17 protein-coding genes are annotated in these 14967 nt (G+C 64.5%); 7 read left to right on the top strand and 10 right to left on the bottom strand.

Features of this window, described 5'->3' with window-relative positions:
• Nucleotide 1: 1 nt before the first annotated feature.
• From ACTJKX_RS13340 to speB, 4 genes are all read right to left on the bottom strand, one after another.
• On the bottom strand, nucleotides 2-1501 hold the full coding sequence (locus ACTJKX_RS13340) for a hypothetical protein (RefSeq protein WP_440725535.1): 1500 nt from the start codon (nucleotides 1499-1501) through the stop codon (nucleotides 2-4).
• Nucleotides 1502-1579: 78 nt separating this feature from the next.
• Complete coding sequence (gene purN, locus ACTJKX_RS13335) at nucleotides 1580-2215, bottom strand: phosphoribosylglycinamide formyltransferase (protein WP_394308180.1); 636 nt, start codon at nucleotides 2213-2215, stop codon at nucleotides 1580-1582.
• Nucleotides 2212-3285, bottom strand: coding sequence for a phosphoribosylformylglycinamidine cyclo-ligase (purM, locus tag ACTJKX_RS13330; protein WP_394308178.1), 1074 nt, complete (start codon nucleotides 3283-3285; stop codon nucleotides 2212-2214). The genes purN and purM overlap by 4 nt, the downstream gene beginning before the upstream one ends.
• Complete coding sequence (gene speB / locus ACTJKX_RS13325; RefSeq protein WP_415081770.1) at nucleotides 3282-4265, bottom strand: agmatinase; 984 nt, start codon at nucleotides 4263-4265, stop codon at nucleotides 3282-3284. The genes purM and speB overlap by 4 nt, the downstream gene beginning before the upstream one ends.
• 186 nt (nucleotides 4266-4451) lie before the next feature.
• Between speB and ACTJKX_RS13320 the strand changes: the two genes are divergently transcribed.
• Complete coding sequence (locus ACTJKX_RS13320) at nucleotides 4452-4970, top strand: PRC-barrel domain-containing protein (protein WP_440725534.1); 519 nt, start codon at nucleotides 4452-4454, stop codon at nucleotides 4968-4970.
• 180 nt (nucleotides 4971-5150) lie between these two features.
• Nucleotides 5151-5549 carry a (R)-mandelonitrile lyase gene (locus tag ACTJKX_RS13315; protein WP_440725533.1) on the top strand — a complete coding sequence of 133 codons (399 nt, stop codon included), beginning with the start codon at nucleotides 5151-5153 and terminating at the stop codon, nucleotides 5547-5549.
• 27 nt (nucleotides 5550-5576) lie between these two features.
• Here the strand turns inward: ACTJKX_RS13315 and ACTJKX_RS13310 are convergent, their stop codons facing one another.
• On the bottom strand, nucleotides 5577-6722 hold the full coding sequence (locus ACTJKX_RS13310) for an AAA family ATPase (RefSeq protein ID WP_440725532.1): 1146 nt from the start codon (nucleotides 6720-6722) through the stop codon (nucleotides 5577-5579).
• Between the two features lie 248 nt (nucleotides 6723-6970).
• A complete protein-coding gene (locus tag ACTJKX_RS13305; RefSeq protein ID WP_440725531.1) occupies nucleotides 6971-7162 on the bottom strand; it encodes a hypothetical protein in 192 nt (63 codons plus the stop codon).
• Nucleotides 7163-7458: 296 nt separating this feature from the next.
• On the opposite strand from ACTJKX_RS13305, the gene ACTJKX_RS13300 reads away from it, so the two are divergent.
• Nucleotides 7459-8514, top strand: a complete 1056-nt coding sequence (locus ACTJKX_RS13300) for a LacI family DNA-binding transcriptional regulator (protein WP_394308168.1) — start codon at nucleotides 7459-7461, stop codon at nucleotides 8512-8514.
• Nucleotides 8515-8570: 56 nt separating this feature from the next.
• Here ACTJKX_RS13300 and rpsI read toward each other — a convergent pair whose 3' ends face one another.
• The 4 genes from rpsI to ACTJKX_RS13280 form a co-directional block, all read right to left on the bottom strand.
• On the bottom strand, nucleotides 8571-9044 hold the full coding sequence (gene rpsI / locus ACTJKX_RS13295) for a 30S ribosomal protein S9 (RefSeq protein ID WP_068289830.1): 474 nt from the start codon (nucleotides 9042-9044) through the stop codon (nucleotides 8571-8573).
• Nucleotides 9045-9048: 4 nt separating this feature from the next.
• Nucleotides 9049-9510, bottom strand: a complete 462-nt coding sequence (gene rplM / locus ACTJKX_RS13290) for a 50S ribosomal protein L13 (RefSeq protein WP_311935397.1) — start codon at nucleotides 9508-9510, stop codon at nucleotides 9049-9051.
• Between the two features lie 208 nt (nucleotides 9511-9718).
• Nucleotides 9719-10297 (bottom strand): nitroreductase family protein, encoded by a 579-nt coding sequence (locus ACTJKX_RS13285; protein WP_311935399.1) that lies wholly within the window; start codon nucleotides 10295-10297, stop codon nucleotides 9719-9721.
• Between the two features lie 291 nt (nucleotides 10298-10588).
• Complete coding sequence (locus tag ACTJKX_RS13280) at nucleotides 10589-11803, bottom strand: MFS transporter (protein ID WP_440725530.1); 1215 nt, start codon at nucleotides 11801-11803, stop codon at nucleotides 10589-10591.
• Between the two features lie 109 nt (nucleotides 11804-11912).
• On the opposite strand from ACTJKX_RS13280, the gene ACTJKX_RS13275 reads away from it, so the two are divergent.
• The 4 genes from ACTJKX_RS13275 to ACTJKX_RS13260 all read left to right on the top strand — a co-directional run bounded on the left by ACTJKX_RS13275 (nucleotide 11913) and on the right by ACTJKX_RS13260 (nucleotide 14952).
• A complete protein-coding gene (locus ACTJKX_RS13275; RefSeq protein WP_440725529.1) occupies nucleotides 11913-12311 on the top strand; it encodes a hypothetical protein in 399 nt (132 codons plus the stop codon).
• 31 nt (nucleotides 12312-12342) lie between these two features.
• On the top strand, nucleotides 12343-13260 hold the full coding sequence (locus ACTJKX_RS13270; RefSeq protein WP_311935405.1) for a hypothetical protein: 918 nt from the start codon (nucleotides 12343-12345) through the stop codon (nucleotides 13258-13260).
• 397 nt (nucleotides 13261-13657) lie between these two features.
• Entirely contained in the window at nucleotides 13658-14362 is a 705-nt protein-coding gene (locus tag ACTJKX_RS13265; RefSeq protein WP_311935407.1) for a L,D-transpeptidase, read from the top strand.
• Nucleotides 14363-14475: 113 nt separating this feature from the next.
• Complete coding sequence (locus ACTJKX_RS13260; protein WP_394308161.1) at nucleotides 14476-14952, top strand: DUF2867 domain-containing protein; 477 nt, start codon at nucleotides 14476-14478, stop codon at nucleotides 14950-14952.
• The last annotated feature ends 15 nt before the right edge of the window (nucleotides 14953-14967 follow it).

Raw genomic sequence — 14967 nt, 5'->3', positions numbered from 1 at the left:
CTCAATCGGGCTGCGGCAGGCGGAAGACCTGATCGTTGACCTTCACGCTATGCGTGACGATGTCGTAGGAGACGTTCCAGACCAGTTGCCCATTGCCTTCTTCCTTGGCGAGCCCCTTCACGAAGGAGAGGAAGAACACCGCCTTGCGCGCGTCCTCGGCATCGGCTTTGCTGAGACCTTCCACCACCGCATCGAAGCCGGTAGCAGCCACTGCAAGGCTGGCCGTCGGCTCCGGATTGACCCCCGCGCTGCCGTCGCCCTTCAGGGTATAGGCAGGCGCGGCGACGTTGAAATCAACCTTGTAGTTGAGATCGCCATCGAGCAGCCGGGTCATCAGCGCCACGGCCATCATCTTGCTGAAGGGCGGATCCTGCGTGGCATCGAGGCCGCGGATCAATACGTCCGCCATGCCGTCGAGGCCGTTCAAGGACAGCTTGGTGGAATAATTCGCCTGGGCCGGGATCAGCGAGCGGGCCCATTCGGGCACCACCACATCCGGAATCACGAGGCCGGAATAGTCGAGCGCATCGGAATAGTAGCCCTGCTTCACCAGGCCGGTGAGGCTGTAAGCCTGGGTCGCCTTGGCCAGCTTGACCTGGCCGAAAGGCAGGTTGACCCCGAGCCCTTCTATGCTCGAGGTGCTCGAAACCTCCCGCCAGAATGGCAATGCGGTCCGCAGCTTGGTCTTGAGCTCGTCCTGCGCCAGCACGATCTCCCCCTTGGAGGGGTGGTCGCGCAAGAAGGCGACAAGATCGTAGATCGCGGTAAAGCGCATGCCGGTCGCCGAAAGCGTTTGCTGGCCGCCGGTCAGTTCGAACGCAACCGGGAACTGCTGATCCTTCTTGTCCTGGACCTTGCCCTTCAGCCCTTCCAGCTTGCTGTCGAATTTGACGTCGACGCCATCGGCCTCATCAGCCTTGCTGGTAGTCTCGAAACCGAACTTGCCGGTCGAGAGGTCGACATCGGCATCATGGTTGCGCACGGTCGCGCTGCTGCCGTCGCAACCGGCGACCAAGGTCTCGAAGCTCATCAGCTTGGGAGCGAACACGCCCTGGCTGGCACAGGCAGCGAAATTCAGGCTGCCGGTCTCCGTGTTGCCCTCCCGCTCCCGGCTCCAGGCCGCGGCGATGGGCGCCGGGCCGCTCTTTACCGCCCATTTGCCGTCAGGCTGCGGTGTCAGGCGCACGACATAGGGATTGATGCGGGCCACTTCGCCGACGCCCCTGCTCTTGGCATTGTCGAGCTTGCTGCCATCGAAGGAGAGGGTCACGTCATAGCCATCGTCCTTAGGGGCGATGGTAATGAAGCCCTTCTCGAACGGCACCGAACCGATATAGGACTGGAATGTCTCGGTGAGCTTGCGCGCGCCTTCGACGGTGGCGGGTTCGGCCAACGCCGGCGCGGCGCCTGCAAGAGCCAGCAAGACGGCGCAGCACGCAGCGGCCGACGACAAAGCCGTGCCCTTCTTCATGCGAAACGCGACACCGTTGATGATCGACATTCTGGTTCCTCGAAAATTGCATATGAAAAGGCTGGGCCGGTAACGAGCTTTAATAGGGCGACAACGCAGCCGCAGATGTCACTCGCAGAACAGGAGATCGCCGGGTGCGATCTCGACGCGCTCGCCCATGACCGGCGCCTCGCCGCGCGCCACGCGCGCAAGGGCGGCCGGGTAGAGCTTGTGTTCGGCCTGCAGCACCCGCGCCGCAAGGTCCGAAGCGGTATCGCCGGGCAGCACGGGCACGGCCGCCTGGGCGATGATCGGCCCTTCGTCCATGCCGGGCGTGACATAATGGACGGTGCAGCCATGCAGGCGCACCCCGGCCTCGAGCGCGCGCTCATGGGTGGCGAGCCCGGGAAAAGCCGGCAGCAGGGCCGGATGGATGTTGATCATGCGCCCGGTCCAGCTCTGGACGAAAGGCGCCGTCATCAGCCGCATGAAGCCTGCCAGCACCACGAGATCGACGACATGGGCTTCCAGCCGAGCTTCCAGCGCCGCCTCGAAATCGGAGCGGCTGCCAAAAGCCTTGTGGTCGATCGCTTCGGCGACGATACCGGCCTCACGGGCCCGAGCCAGCCCGGGCGCTCCCGGGCGATTGGAGATAACTGCAACGATCTCAACTGGATAGGCGGGGTCCTTCGCAGCCTCGATGAGCGCAGCCATGTTGGAGCCGCGCCCCGAGATCAGGATAGCGGCACGCTTGCGTCCCTTCATAGCGTCAGCGTGCCGCGATAGACGACCCGTTCGGCACCTTCCTGCTTCACCACCGTGCCGAGGCGGGACGCCGGCAGGCCGGCTTCGCCGAGAGCCGCTTCCAAGGCTTGCGCATCGGCTGCGGCAGTAACGACGATCATGCCGATGCCGCAATTGAAGGTGCGCAGCATCTCATGGGCTTCGACGCCGCCCGTGCGCGACAGCCAGCCGAACACAGGCGGTGGCGTAAAGGAAGAGAGGTCGATGGAGGCGGCGATGCCATCCGGCAGCACGCGCGGAATATTGTCCGGGAAGCCGCCGCCGGTGATGTGGGCGAGTGCCTTGACGGCAGAGCCCGTCGCCTTCAACGCCGCCAGCAAAGGCCGCACATAGATGCGCGTCGGCGTCAGTAACGCTTCGCCGAGCGTCTTGCCCTCGGCGAAGGGCGCCGGCGCATCCCAGCCCAGGCCCGAAAGCTCGACGATCTTGCGGATGAGCGAATAGCCGTTGGAATGCGGCCCCGAGGAAGCCAGGCCGAGGATGACGTCGCCTTCGGCCACGCTGCCGCGCGGCAGGATGGCATCGCGTTCCACCGCGCCGACGGCAAAACCGGCGAGATCGTAGTCGCCGTCCGCATACATGCCCGGCATCTCGGCGGTCTCGCCGCCGATCAGGGCGCAACCGGCATCCTTGCAGCCTTCGGCGATGCCCTTGACGATGGCGACGCCCTGCCCCGGAGCCAGCTTGCCGGTGGCGAAATAGTCGAGGAAGAACAGCGGTTCGGCGCCCTGCACCACCAGGTCGTTGACCGACATCGCCACCAGGTCGATGCCGACAGTGTCGTGGATGCCGGTCTCGATCGCCACTTTCAGCTTGGTGCCGACACCGTCATTAGCCGCGACCAGGACAGGATCCTTGAAACCGCAGGCCTTGAGGTCGAATAGGCCGCCGAAACCGCCGATCTCGGCATCGGCGCCGACGCGACGGGTGGCCCGGACGAGGGGCTTGATGGCATCGACCATGGCATTGCCGGCATCGATATCGACACCGGCATCGGCGTAGGTCAGGGAATTCTTGCGTTCGTTGCTCATGTCCCGGCTTTGCCCTGCTTCCGCTCAGCAATCAAGCCCAGATAATGCTGAACCACCGTTGCGCCCGCAATCGAGGTGATATCGGCATGGTCATAGGCGGGCGCGACCTCCACCAGGTCGCAGCCGACGATGTCGAGGAAGCCGAGCCGGCGCAGGATCATCAGGGCCTGGCGCGACGAAGGACCGCCGGCGACCGGTGTACCCGTGCCGGGCGCATAGGCCGGATCCAGGCAGTCTATGTCGAAGGTGATATAGGTCTTGGCATCACCGACCCGCTGGCGGACGCGCTCGACCACCTGGGCGACGCTGAGCGTCTCCAGGTCTTCCCCGTAGAGTATCTCGATACCGCAATCGTCCGGCGCATGGGTGCGGATACCGATCTGGATGGAACGATCTGGCCGGATGATGCCCTCGCGCACCGCGCGTGCCACGAAGGAGCCGTGGTCGATACGGCCCTCGTCGTCATACCAGGTGTCCTGGTGGGCATCGAAATGCACCAGCGCCATCGGGCCGTGCTTGGCGGCATGGGCCTTGAGCAGCGGCCAGGTGACATAGTGATCCCCGCCGATCGAGCACAGCATGGTGCCGGTGTCGATGATGTCGCGCGCCTGCGCCTCGATACAGGCCGGGATCTCGCCGTGACGTGCATAGTCGAAGGAACAATCGCCATAATCGACCACGGCGAGCTGCTCGAACGGGTCGGCCTGGAAAGGATATTGCGGGTCGCCGTCGAAAATCGCCGAGGCGCGCCTGACACCTTGCGGCCCGAAGCGGGCGCCCGGCCGGTTGGAGACGGCCGCATCGAAGGGAATGCCCCAGACGGCGACATCGATACCGGCCAGGTCACGCTGATAACGCCGGCGCATGAAGGACAGGATGCCGCCATAGGTCGGCTCTGTGGCACCGCCAAGCACCTCCTTGCGGAAGACGGCATTGTCGGTCGGGCGCGGGCGAAGCGGATCGTCGGTTGGGCCAGCCATGGGATCTCCTCTGGCGCTGCTTTACTTAACGAATATCGCCCCTGGCTTTAAGGGCAATGCGTGACAAAGGGAATATGTCCGATGGCGGGACCCCGCCTCGCACCGCAACGGTTAGCCCTGCCGACGCGGAACATCGCATCGCCAGTGTGGTTTGGAGGGTGGAACGGCTCATCAAAGGAGGTTTCCATGATCCTGAGAAAAGCCACTTACACTATCGCCCTTGTCACCCTGCTGGGCTTGCCCGCCGCCGCTTTGGCACAACAGACAACTCCCGCGCCGACGGGCGCCGTTTCCTTCGTCACCAAGGCCGAGCCCGGCCAATACCGGGCCAGCCAGCTCGTCGGCGTGAAGATCTACAATGCCAAGGATGAGAATGTCGGCAACGTCAACGACGTGCTGGTCGACAAGAAAGGCACTGTGGTCGGTGTCGTCATCGGCGTCGGCGGCTTCCTGGGTATCGGGGAAAAGAATGTGGCCCTGCCCTACACCGCCATAACCTGGAGCGACACAACACCGGCACCCGCTCAACCCGCCGCCGGCGCGCCGGCTCCTGCGGGCACGCCATCGGCAGCACCTGGGACTCCCGAGACCCAGCCCGCCAACCAGGTACGGGACTATCCGGCTCGTGGCATGCTGGCGATGACCAAGGAGCAGCTGGAAGCAGCGCCGGCATTCAAATACGCGTCGGAAGCCGTCACCCAATAGGCGGGCCTTCGACGCCAGCAAGGTTCGGCATGATCGCGGGCTCCCTGGTTGATGCCCGCCGCTGTTCCCGGCTCGCGCCTCTTCCCGCCATCCCTGGTGGGAAGAGGGGCTGAACGGACTATGACGGTGCAGCCATTACCGCTAAGATCCGCCCCCCTCCCATCGCTCACGAGGATCATCATGGACATCAAGCGGAGCGGCTCGCAGCCTTCCGGGCGCGGACCTGCGGACTGGTTCACCGGCACCGTCCGCATCGATCCCCTGTTCAGCGCGCCTCAACCGGCACGCGCCGTCGGCGCCAGCGTCACCTTCGAACCTGGCGCACGCACCGCCTGGCATACCCATCCGCTCGGCCAGACCCTGATCGTAACATCAGGCTGCGGGCTGGTTCAGCGCGAGGGCGGGCCGATCGAGGAGATCAGGCCGGGCGACGTGGTCTGGTTCGCGCCCGGCGAGAAGCATTGGCACGGCGCCACTGCCACCACGGCAATGACGCATACCGCCATCCAGGAGCAGTTGGACGGCAAGGCCGTCGACTGGCTCGAACAGGTCAGCGACGAGCAATATGCTGCGCGCTGAGCACGCCATATCGAGCTCCAGGCGTCCTTAGTCGTCTTCGGCGAAATCCCCCGATAGCCGCAGGCCTTCGAGCCAGGTTTCGCCGCCGCGCTTGATCACGCGGTGCGCCGGCACGCCGGAGAGGGTTTCGATGGCATCCGCCAGAGCCTGTGAGTGGGTCACCAGCCAGATCTGGGTCCGGCGCGAGGCGCGCACGATCATGCCCGCCAGCGGAACCAGGAGATCGGGATGCAGGCTGGCTTCCGGCTCGTTCAAGGCGATGAAGGGCGGCAGGCGGGCCGACAACAGGGCCCCGGCCAGCGCGAGATAGCGCAAGGTGCCGTCGGAGAGTTCGCTCGCCTCGTAGACGCGCTTGGGATTGTCCGGGAAGGTCATGCCGAAGGAGGCCATGCGATCGGGCATCGGCACCACCAGGCGGGCACCGGGAAAGGCTTCATCCACGGTTTCGAATAAGGCATCGCTGTCGGCGCGAATATGGACGAGCGTTGCAAAGACAGCCGCCAGGTCGTGACCGTCCGAGGCCAGGGTCGGCGTGGCGACGGCATAGCAGGGCTGGCGCAGCGCGGAATCGCGGTCCGTGCGCAGCCCATGATAGAAACGCCATTCCAGCAAGGCGCGGCGTACAGCAGCGATGTCGACCAGGCGATCGGCATCGTGCAGTGTCGCCAAGGCCGTTTCCGAGGCCAGCAGCAGCACGCCGAACGGGCGCCGCTTGCCATCAGTGCCGGCAATGCTGACGGCCGGCCCCTTGCGCTCCAACAGCGTCTGCTCGCGGCCGCGATGGCCGAATTTGAGAGTCTCGACCTTGACCTGCGGCTCGCCGAGAAAGCCGGTGCCGAGAATGACGCCGCCGGCCTGCTGCACCAGCCCAGCCTCGATGCGGTAGCGATAACGGGCGGTATCGCTCGCCAGGCCGACATCGAGATGGATACGGGCGGGCTCGTTCCGCGGGCGCATTCCGGCCCACAGGGCCGCCGCCAAGCCACCCTCGCGTGCCAGCTCATGGGCGAAGCTGCCCTGAGCCGCTGCCTGGATCAACTGCAGGCCGCGATAGAGATTGGTCTTGCCGGTGCCATTGGCGCCGACGAACACGTTGAGCTCGCCGACCTCGAAATGGATGGAGCGCAGCGAACGATAGCCCTTGAACCAGATATCGCGGACGCTGAAGGACATGGCACGGTTCCGAATCGACAAGGGCCGAGCTTGCCATAGAAGCCGTTTCGGGCAGCGTCTTCCATCGTCACACATAGCGCAACATGCCTATCTACGCAGGCAATCCAAGTGGCGGTGCGGGCTCGGAGGCTTCCACGCATCGTCTCCCGCTCTCTCCGGATATCGCGACGTTCCGGTCCACCAATACCGGCCGCAGAGCCATGGCCCTGTCCAGCCTGAGCGAGATCCTCACATGGTGTCGAAGGAGCTCAGCGCCTGCACCGCCCCTTGCGTCCGCCACGGCCGGATGGCCTGGGCGCGCGCCACTGGCTGATCGCCGTTGCCAGGGTGCTGTACCAGGCTCGGTTCGGCTGGGCTGCCGGCGTGGCTTCCGGCGAGACCGGCTGTTCCCAGCGACGCCGATAGGCGGTCTTGAAGAAATAGCTCGAGGGAATCATCACGGGTGCTCCGCATTTGAATTTATTGAATCGATTCAATATTCTATGCAAAAATAGCCCGCAAGCCGCGGGCAGAGAACTCTTTTACAAGATATTGAATCGATTCAAACATTAACGGCGAATCCGCCATGGGTCAAGTAAAATTGAATCGATCCAACGACATGCTACAGTCGGACGCATTACTTCGCCGTCCCATCGAAGGGAGCGGTCGGACGGCGGGGCACCCGGTATCCCGATATCGGACGGTCCGGCAGCACGCCGGTTCGCCGAACATCGCGCAAACGCAATGGGAGAAGCCCTTGGACAAGGTCATACGGCTCGCGGATGTGGCCAAGGCGGCGGGCGTGTCGCAGGGCACCGCCTCCAACGTCTTCAATCGCCCGCGCCTGGTGCGACCGGAAGTCCGCGAGCGTGTGGAGGCGATCGCTGCTTCGCTCGGCTATCGCGGACCAGATCCGAAGGGGCGCCTGCTGCGCGCCGGCAAGGTCAACGCACTCGGCATCGTCACGGCCGAACCCCTGTCCTATTTCTTCGAGGATCCTTTCGCCCGCCTGATGATGGCGGCGATTTCCAAGGCCTGCGACGAGCGTGGGGCCGGCATCGCCCTGGTCTCGGCCATGAATGACCAGAAGCTCGCCTGGAATGTACAGAGTGCCCTGGTGGACGGCTTCATCCTGTTCTGCATCGACGAGGGCCCGCGGCTGGTCGAGCTGACGCGCGAGCGCCAGCTGCCTTTCGTCGCCTTGCATCTGGGTACGCGCGACGAAAGCATCGCCGCCATCGGCGTCGACAATTTTGCCGGTGCCAAGGCAGCAGCCAGCCACCTGGCGGGCCTCGGTCACCAGCGCTTCGCCATCCTGTCCATGCCTTTCGCCGACGACCGAACCGGCCCGGCGACCATGCGGGAGGTCGAGACCGCAGTCTATTCGAGTTCGCGCGACCGTGTGCTCGGTTATTTCGCCGCTCTTGCCGAGCAGGGCATCGATACCGCCGGCGTGCCGATCTTCGAAACGCAGAACGAGGAAGCCGATGTCGAAAAGGCGATGGCATGGCTGTTCGCGGCCCCTGCCCCGCCGACCGCGCTGCTGGCCATGTCGGACCGCATCGCCTTCGCCGCCCTTGAATGGCTGCAGCAAAGGGGCCTGTCGGTGCCGGCGGACGTTTCGGTCATCGGCTTTGACGGCGTGCCGGAAAGTGCCTTCTCCGAACCGCCGCTGACCACCATCGCCCAGCCGATCGCGGCCATGGGCCAGCTCGCCGTCGAGATGATCCTCGATACGCCCGACGAAACCGGCCGGCAGCAATTTTCGACGGAACTCGTGGTCCGAGGCTCGACGGCTCCGCCCAAGCCGTGAACGGGGCAATAAAAAACCCCGCCGAAGCGGGGTTTTTGTAAGTTGTTTCCAGAAGCTTAGCGCTTCGAGAACTGGAAGGAGCGGCGAGCCTTGGCGCGGCCGTACTTCTTGCGCTCGACCACGCGGCTGTCGCGGGTGAGGAAGCCTTCCTTCTTCAGAGCCGAACGCAGTTCGGGCTCATAATAGGTCAGGGCCTTGGAGACGCCGTGGCGCACGGCACCGGCCTGGCCCGACAGACCACCACCGGCAACGGTGATGTTGATGTCGTACTGGTCGGTGCGGTTGGCGACGGTCAGCGGCTGCTGGATCAGCAGGCGCAGCACCGGGCGGGCGAAGTAGACGGCCAGTTCACGGCCGTTGACCGTGACCTTGCCGGCGCCGGGCTTGATCCAGACGCGGGCAATGGCGTTCTTGCGCTTGCCGGTGGCATAGGCGCGGCCATGGGCGTCGAGCTTCTGGACATGCTTGGGCGCTTCGGCGGCGGCAGCAGCCTCGCCGAGAGCCTGCAGCGAATTGAGCGTATCGGCCATCGGATCAGCCCTTCACATTCTTGGCGTTCATGGCGCCGACATCGAGCACCTGGGGCTGCTGAGCCTCGTGCGGATGCTCGGTACCCTTGTAGACGCGCAGGTTGAGCATCTGCTTGCGGCCGAGCGGGCCGCGCGGGATCATGCGTTCCACGGCCTTTTCGACGATGCGCTCGGGGAACTTGCCTTCCAGGATGAACCTGGCGCTGCGCTCCTTGATGCCGCCCGGATGGCCGGTGTGATGATAATAGACCTTCTGATTGTACTTGCGGCCGGTGAACACCACCTGGTCCGCATTGATGACAATCACGTTGTCGCCGCAATCGAGATGGGGCGTGTAGGTCGGCTTGTGCTTGCCACGCAGGCGCATGGCAATCACGGAAGCCAGACGACCGACGACCAGACCCTTGGCGTCGATGATGACCCACTTCTTCTCGATATCGGCGGTCTTGAGCGTAAAGGTGGACATGGTGTCGCCTATGGTTGCGCTGTCGATCCGACGGTTGAAAACGACAAGGCGGCATAGTGGCTTGCAAATGCAAACCACGTCTCCAAAACGGAAACTGGGGCCGCCGAGTTGGGGAGCTTCTACACGAGAGCCGGATGGACGTCAACGCGATATTTCAAGCAAGCTTCTGAATTTTCCCTTCAAAAACAGATACTTACTTATGCGGTAATTAATTACCTGCATTTTGACCATAGTAAGTGACGAGATCTTCGAGCTTGGGACGCGGCCGGTCGGGCACGGCTTCCCTGGGCGTGCCGATATGCACGAAGCCGGCGAGCTTTTCATGCGAGCCGATGCCGAGCTTGGCGAGCACCCTTTCGTCATAGGCCATCCAGCCCGTGAGCCAGCTCGCACCAAAGCCCAGCGCATGGGCGGCGATCACCAGATTCTCGCAGACCGCGCCCGCCGACAGCTCCTGCTCCCAGAGCGGGATCTTCACATGGTTGGCGGCGGTGGAGACCACGCCGATCACCAGCGGCGCCAGGGTAAAACGCGTCGATTCCTTCTTGCGGACCGCTTCGTCCGCATCGGGACAAGCCGCCATGAAGGCGTCATAGACGACCTGCCCTGCCTTCTCGCGTGCAGCGCCCTGATAGATCACGAAACGCCAGGGATGAAGCTTGCCATGGTCCGGCACGCGCGTCGCGATGGCCAGCAGCGTTTCGAGCTGGGCGGCGTCCGGTCCCGGCGCCGACAACATGGCAGGGGGCACAGACCGGCGGGTCTTCAGAAGCTCGATGGCATCCATGGCGTACATTCCCAATGCATTGCGATCCAGCGCCTGCGCCGAAAATCGCAAAGCCGCGTCCAGGCGCGGCGTTGGAGCGAGGCGGCGTTTTGATCGAACGCGCCTTGCCCGAGGAGACGAACGCTCACATAAGCCCTGCGACAGGCCTTGGGTAGGACTTCCGGCGCGATCGGCCCGAGTCCTCCCCATCTTTACGACCGGGCGATCGCGGGATGCCGTCACGCAATCGCGCCTATCTCTCTGATAAGAAGGAGATTGTCGTCCACTCCCGTTCATCGGGATGCGGCCGGGTCATTCCGCCGCATCCTGGCGGGCGATGGCACCGACCTCCGCTCCCGCCGGCGTCTCCCGGGCCGGGCGGTAGGGTGTCGCCAGCAGGAAAGCGAGTGCCAGCACCTCGGTGCCCGCTCCCACCCAGCCGATGGCCTGAACCGAATAGCGTTCGACCACCACGGCCCCGACAGCCGCCCCGGCCGCGGTGCCGAGATAGATCGCCGAGGCGTTCAGGGCGAGCACGACCGAGGCCAGGCGCTGGTCGATGGCGAGCAGGCGCACCTGCTGCACCGCCGGAAAAGCCCAGCCGAAAAGCCCCCATAGGACCAGCACCAGGCCTGCGCCGATCCAGCCGGCCAGCCCCGGCAAGAAGGCCGGGATCAGTGGCAGGATGCCGAAACTCACGACCAGCACCGTGAGGACGAGGGTGAGGAAGCGCCGGTGGTTCCAGCGGTCGGCCGCATGGCCGCCCAGCGTGTTGCCGGCGGCCCCCGCCAGGCCTGCCAGGATCAGGAAGCCGGCAACCGCCTCAGGAGAAGCGCCCAGCACGGTCTCGAGATAGGCCCCGATGAAGGTGTAGACGCCGAAAGCACCGGCCAGGACCACGACCGTCAGTCCGATGACTTCGAGCACGTCGGAACGGCGCGCCACGGCCAGGCGATCGGCGAGGCTCGGCGCCGGCGGCCCCGAAACGGCCGGCAGCTTCAGGACGATGCCGGCCAGTACCAGCAGGCTCATGGCGGCGACCATGCCGAACGTCGCCCGCCAGCCCAGATGTGCGGCGATGGCGGTCCCCAAGGGCACGCCGATCACCAGCGCCACGGTCATGCCGGTATAGATGAAGGACAGGGCCCGCCCGCGCTTGGCGGGCTCGACCGACATCGCCCCATAGGCAAAGGCAGCCGGCATGAAGGTCCCGGCCGACAGTGCCAGGACGATACGGCTTGCCGCCAAGGTGAGAAAGCCGGTGGCGAAGGCTGCCGCCAGATTGGCGAGACTGAACACCACCATGGCCGTGATCAGCAGGGTGCGGCGTTCCCAACGCGCCGTCACCACCGCGATGAGGGGCGAGCCGACCGCGTAGGCGAGCGCAAAAATGGTGACGAGGTGACCGGCATGGCCGACCGGAATGCCGAGATCCTCGGCGATGCGCGGCAGGATGCCGGCAATCATCAAGCCTTCACTGCCGATGGCAAAGGCACCCAGTGCGAGCCAGGTCAGGGTCCGATACATGGTGAGTCCATAAGTTCAATAATTATTGAACTTATGGACTCAGCCCCCGCTCCTGTCAACGAGTTCAATGACTCTTGAACAAATGAGCTTCAGTCGATATCTCACTGTCATGGCCAAGACGATCTTTCATCCGGAGACCGACCAGATCGAACTGACGACGGTCCTCGAAGCGCTCAGCGACCCCATTCGCCGTGACATCATCCTCGGCCTCTTCGAGGATGGTGAGCAGAATTGCTCCGCCTTCAACGGCCTGAGTTCCAAGACCAATTTGACCTATCACTATGTTCGCCTGCGCGAGGCCGGCCTGACGCGTACGCGTCAAATGGGCACGCATCGCCTGATCACGCTACGCGCCGACGAGATCGAATCACGCTTCCCCGGCCTGCTCGCCGCAATCCTGGCGGCCGCCCGGACGGAGCGCCTCCAGCGCCAGTCCCAGGGCTTGCCCGATGCCCTATCCTCGCCCAAGGTAGCCGGCGGCGAACACCATGGTGAAGATGGGGCTTGAAATCGCCGCCTTTCCGTGAATCGTGGCGGCCATGATTGCCAAGACTTCGATCTTCAAGATTCCGGTCCTCCTGCTGGCGGGCACCCTGATGGCCGTGCCCGCGGCCGCGCAGACGCCGCCGAGTCCTGCCGCCGTCCCCGCGGCAGCGCCGCAGGCACCTGCCCAGGCAGCGCCCCCGGCTGCGGTCGAGGAACCGGCCGTCACACGCAAGGTCGAACTCTCCGCCAGTTTTGCCGAAAAAGGCGCGCCGATCACATCAGGTCTGAAATGGCGGGTATTCCGCCTCGGAAAGGGCGAGGCCGATGCGGTGAAGATGGCCGAATCCGACGAACCAGCCCCCGAATTCTCACTGGCACCCGGGCGCTACGTCGTGCATGCCGCCTATGGACTCGCCGCTGCAACCAAGGAATTCGAGGTCGACAAGGCAGCCGTGCGGCAGGGCCTGGTGATCAAGGCCGGTGGCCTGCAGGTCGAAGCCTCGGTGCTCGACAAGCCGATCCCGCCCGAGCAATTGACCGCACGCGTCATGGTGATCCAGTCCACCGGCGAGCGCCGCCTCATCGCCGAGGGCGTTCCGGCCACCAGTATCCTGCGCCTGCCCGAGGGCCGCTATTTCGTCGAATGCACCTACGGCGATTCCAACGCCACCGTCTCCGCCGAAATCTCGATCGGCGCCGGCAAACTGACGGAAGCCACCTTCCACCAGATGGCGGCGACGCTGACGCTGAAGCTGGTGAGCCAGGCCGGGGGCGAGGCGATCGCCAACACGGCCTGGTCGGTCCTGACGCCGGGCGGCGACGTCATCCGCGAATCCATCGGCGCCTTTCCCTCCCTGATCCTGGCCGAGGGCAACTATACCGTGGTGGCCCGCCACGAAGGCCGGGTCTATACGCGCGAGTTCGATGTCAAGGCCGGCCATGACGGCGATGTCGAGGTAATCGCCCGCTGAGGGTGCGGCGCGAAATAATCGCATCGAATGGCTCGACCTTTGTCGTTGCCGGGCTTGTCCCGGCAATCCAACCCCTTCCGGATGAGGAAGAGAGCGGGGCCACTGGATGCTCGGGTCAAGCCCCCTGGGCCTGACAAGGGTCGCGTCTTCGGTTGTTTCACGCCGCCCCCAAGCACGGGCAGTGGCCGAAGAGGCGAAATACCAGCTGCCAGGCGCAATTCTGTTGCCATTCGATCACAGTTGCGTGCGCTTTTGCCGATCACGTCCTTGTGTCTCGCTTCAATGCGCAATCCTGCCGCAATGCGCCTCTATCGCCCAATTCATTGGAGCAATCGCTCCTCAGATTTGCTGGCTGATAGCCGCCATTGGAACACGGTACTGGATATTCGGGGTTGAGATGATACTGACGCGACGCATACTTCTTCTGGGCGCACCGCTTTTTCTTGCCAGTTGCGCAACGAGGGGCGGCCAGAGAAATGCCAATTTGCAGCAAGCGGCCTTTACACCTGATCCCTACTATGTCTCCCTCTACGGAGGCATCGAGGATGATCGCTTTCCCGTTCAGGCCGTGAACCTTGCCAAGGTGCCGCCGAAATATTGGCGCCGCGAAGTTCCCTACGAGACCGCGGAGCAGCCCGGCACCATTGTCGTCGATCCCAATCAGCGCTTCCTCTATCTCGTCCAGGAGAACGGGAGGGCGATCCGCTACGGCGTCGGCGTCGGCAAGACCGAGGCGTTCAATTTCCAGGGCGAAGCCACCATCTCCCGCAAGGCCGAATGGCCGCGCTGGACCCCCACGCCCGACATGATCCGGCGCGATCCGGAACTGAACGAACCCTATCGCAACGGCATGCCCGGCGGTGTCGACAACCCGCTCGGCGCCCGCGCGCTCTATCTCTACCGCGACGGCCGCGACACGCTCTATCGCCTGCATGGCACCACCAATCCGGCCACCATCGGCACCAAGGTGTCGTCGGGCTGCGTCCGCCTGATGAACCAGGACATCATCGATCTCTATAACCGCGTGCCGACGGGCACCAAGGTCATCGTGCTGCCTTCGGCACCGGCGCCGGAAGAAGCTCCCCTGCCTGACATGGTTTGAGCATTGCGGGCGCGTGCGACATCGCAGCACGCGCCCCTCGTCCTCGGCGGCTCTATACTCCGCGTCATCGCTCCGTTCTGCCGAGATCCTGGAGCGCGTGGAGCATCGTTTCCATGAACACCATCGCCGTCACGCCCGACAAGGGTCTCACCAGCCTTCTTCCCGGCGCACAGTTCGCCGACGCCTATGCGCTGGACATGGCTCCGCCAAAACTCGACGCAAGACGGGCCGCCGAGCGCATCATGGCCCGCTCACCGCGCTGGATCGCTGCGCTTCTGGCTCTCAGGAACCTCGTCGTCGCTCCCCTTGGCCTGCATACCCGCCCGCCATCCCCAGCGGCCGGCCTGGGCGTCCTCGGCATCTTTCCCGTCCTCAGCCAGACACCGGACCGGCTGGTCGCCGGCTTCGACGACAGGCATCTCGACTTTCGGGTGATCGTCGACGTATCGCCACGCCTCGAGCGCCAGCGCGTCACGCTCACGACGCTCGTCCTGACCCACAACCGCCTCGGGCGCGCCTATCTCGCCGCCGTGCTGCCTTTCCACCGGGTGATCGTGCGCGCCATGCTGCGGCAGGCGCGCAAGGCCTGATCGCGGAGCGCTTGT

It is taken from the genome of Labrys sp. 22185 (genome assembly GCF_052045555.1).
In the GTDB taxonomy this organism is placed as follows: Bacteria; Pseudomonadota; Alphaproteobacteria; order Rhizobiales; family Labraceae; genus Labrys; species Labrys neptuniae.
The sequence above is the reverse complement of the archived record's forward strand: the minus strand, read 5'-3'. Positions and strand labels throughout refer to the sequence as shown.

Bases quoted from the DNA above. Each gene is read 5' to 3' on its own strand.
- ACTJKX_RS13340 (WP_440725535.1), bottom strand. From the start codon at position 1,501: ATGTCGATCATCAACGGTGTCGCGTTTCGCATGAAGAAGGGCACGGCT.
- purN (WP_394308180.1), bottom strand. From the start codon at position 2,215: ATGAAGGGACGCAAGCGTGCCGCTATCCTGATCTCGGGGCGCGGCTCC.
- purM (WP_394308178.1), bottom strand. From the start codon at position 3,285: ATGAGCAACGAACGCAAGAATTCCCTGACCTACGCCGATGCCGGTGTC.
- speB (WP_415081770.1), bottom strand. From the start codon at position 4,265: ATGGCTGGCCCAACCGACGATCCGCTTCGCCCGCGCCCGACCGACAAT.
- ACTJKX_RS13320 (WP_440725534.1), top strand. From the start codon at position 4,452: ATGATCCTGAGAAAAGCCACTTACACTATCGCCCTTGTCACCCTGCTG.
- ACTJKX_RS13315 (WP_440725533.1), top strand. From the start codon at position 5,151: ATGGACATCAAGCGGAGCGGCTCGCAGCCTTCCGGGCGCGGACCTGCG.
- ACTJKX_RS13310 (WP_440725532.1), bottom strand. From the start codon at position 6,722: ATGTCCTTCAGCGTCCGCGATATCTGGTTCAAGGGCTATCGTTCGCTG.
- rpsI (WP_068289830.1), bottom strand. From the start codon at position 9,044: ATGGCCGATACGCTCAATTCGCTGCAGGCTCTCGGCGAGGCTGCTGCC.
- rplM (WP_311935397.1), bottom strand. From the start codon at position 9,510: ATGTCCACCTTTACGCTCAAGACCGCCGATATCGAGAAGAAGTGGGTC.
- ACTJKX_RS13285 (WP_311935399.1), bottom strand. From the start codon at position 10,297: ATGGATGCCATCGAGCTTCTGAAGACCCGCCGGTCTGTGCCCCCTGCC.
- ACTJKX_RS13280 (WP_440725530.1), bottom strand. From the start codon at position 11,803: ATGTATCGGACCCTGACCTGGCTCGCACTGGGTGCCTTTGCCATCGGC.
- ACTJKX_RS13275 (WP_440725529.1), top strand. From the start codon at position 11,913: ATGGCCAAGACGATCTTTCATCCGGAGACCGACCAGATCGAACTGACG.
- ACTJKX_RS13270 (WP_311935405.1), top strand. From the start codon at position 12,343: ATGATTGCCAAGACTTCGATCTTCAAGATTCCGGTCCTCCTGCTGGCG.
- ACTJKX_RS13265 (WP_311935407.1), top strand. From the start codon at position 13,658: ATGATACTGACGCGACGCATACTTCTTCTGGGCGCACCGCTTTTTCTT.
- ACTJKX_RS13260 (WP_394308161.1), top strand. From the start codon at position 14,476: ATGAACACCATCGCCGTCACGCCCGACAAGGGTCTCACCAGCCTTCTT.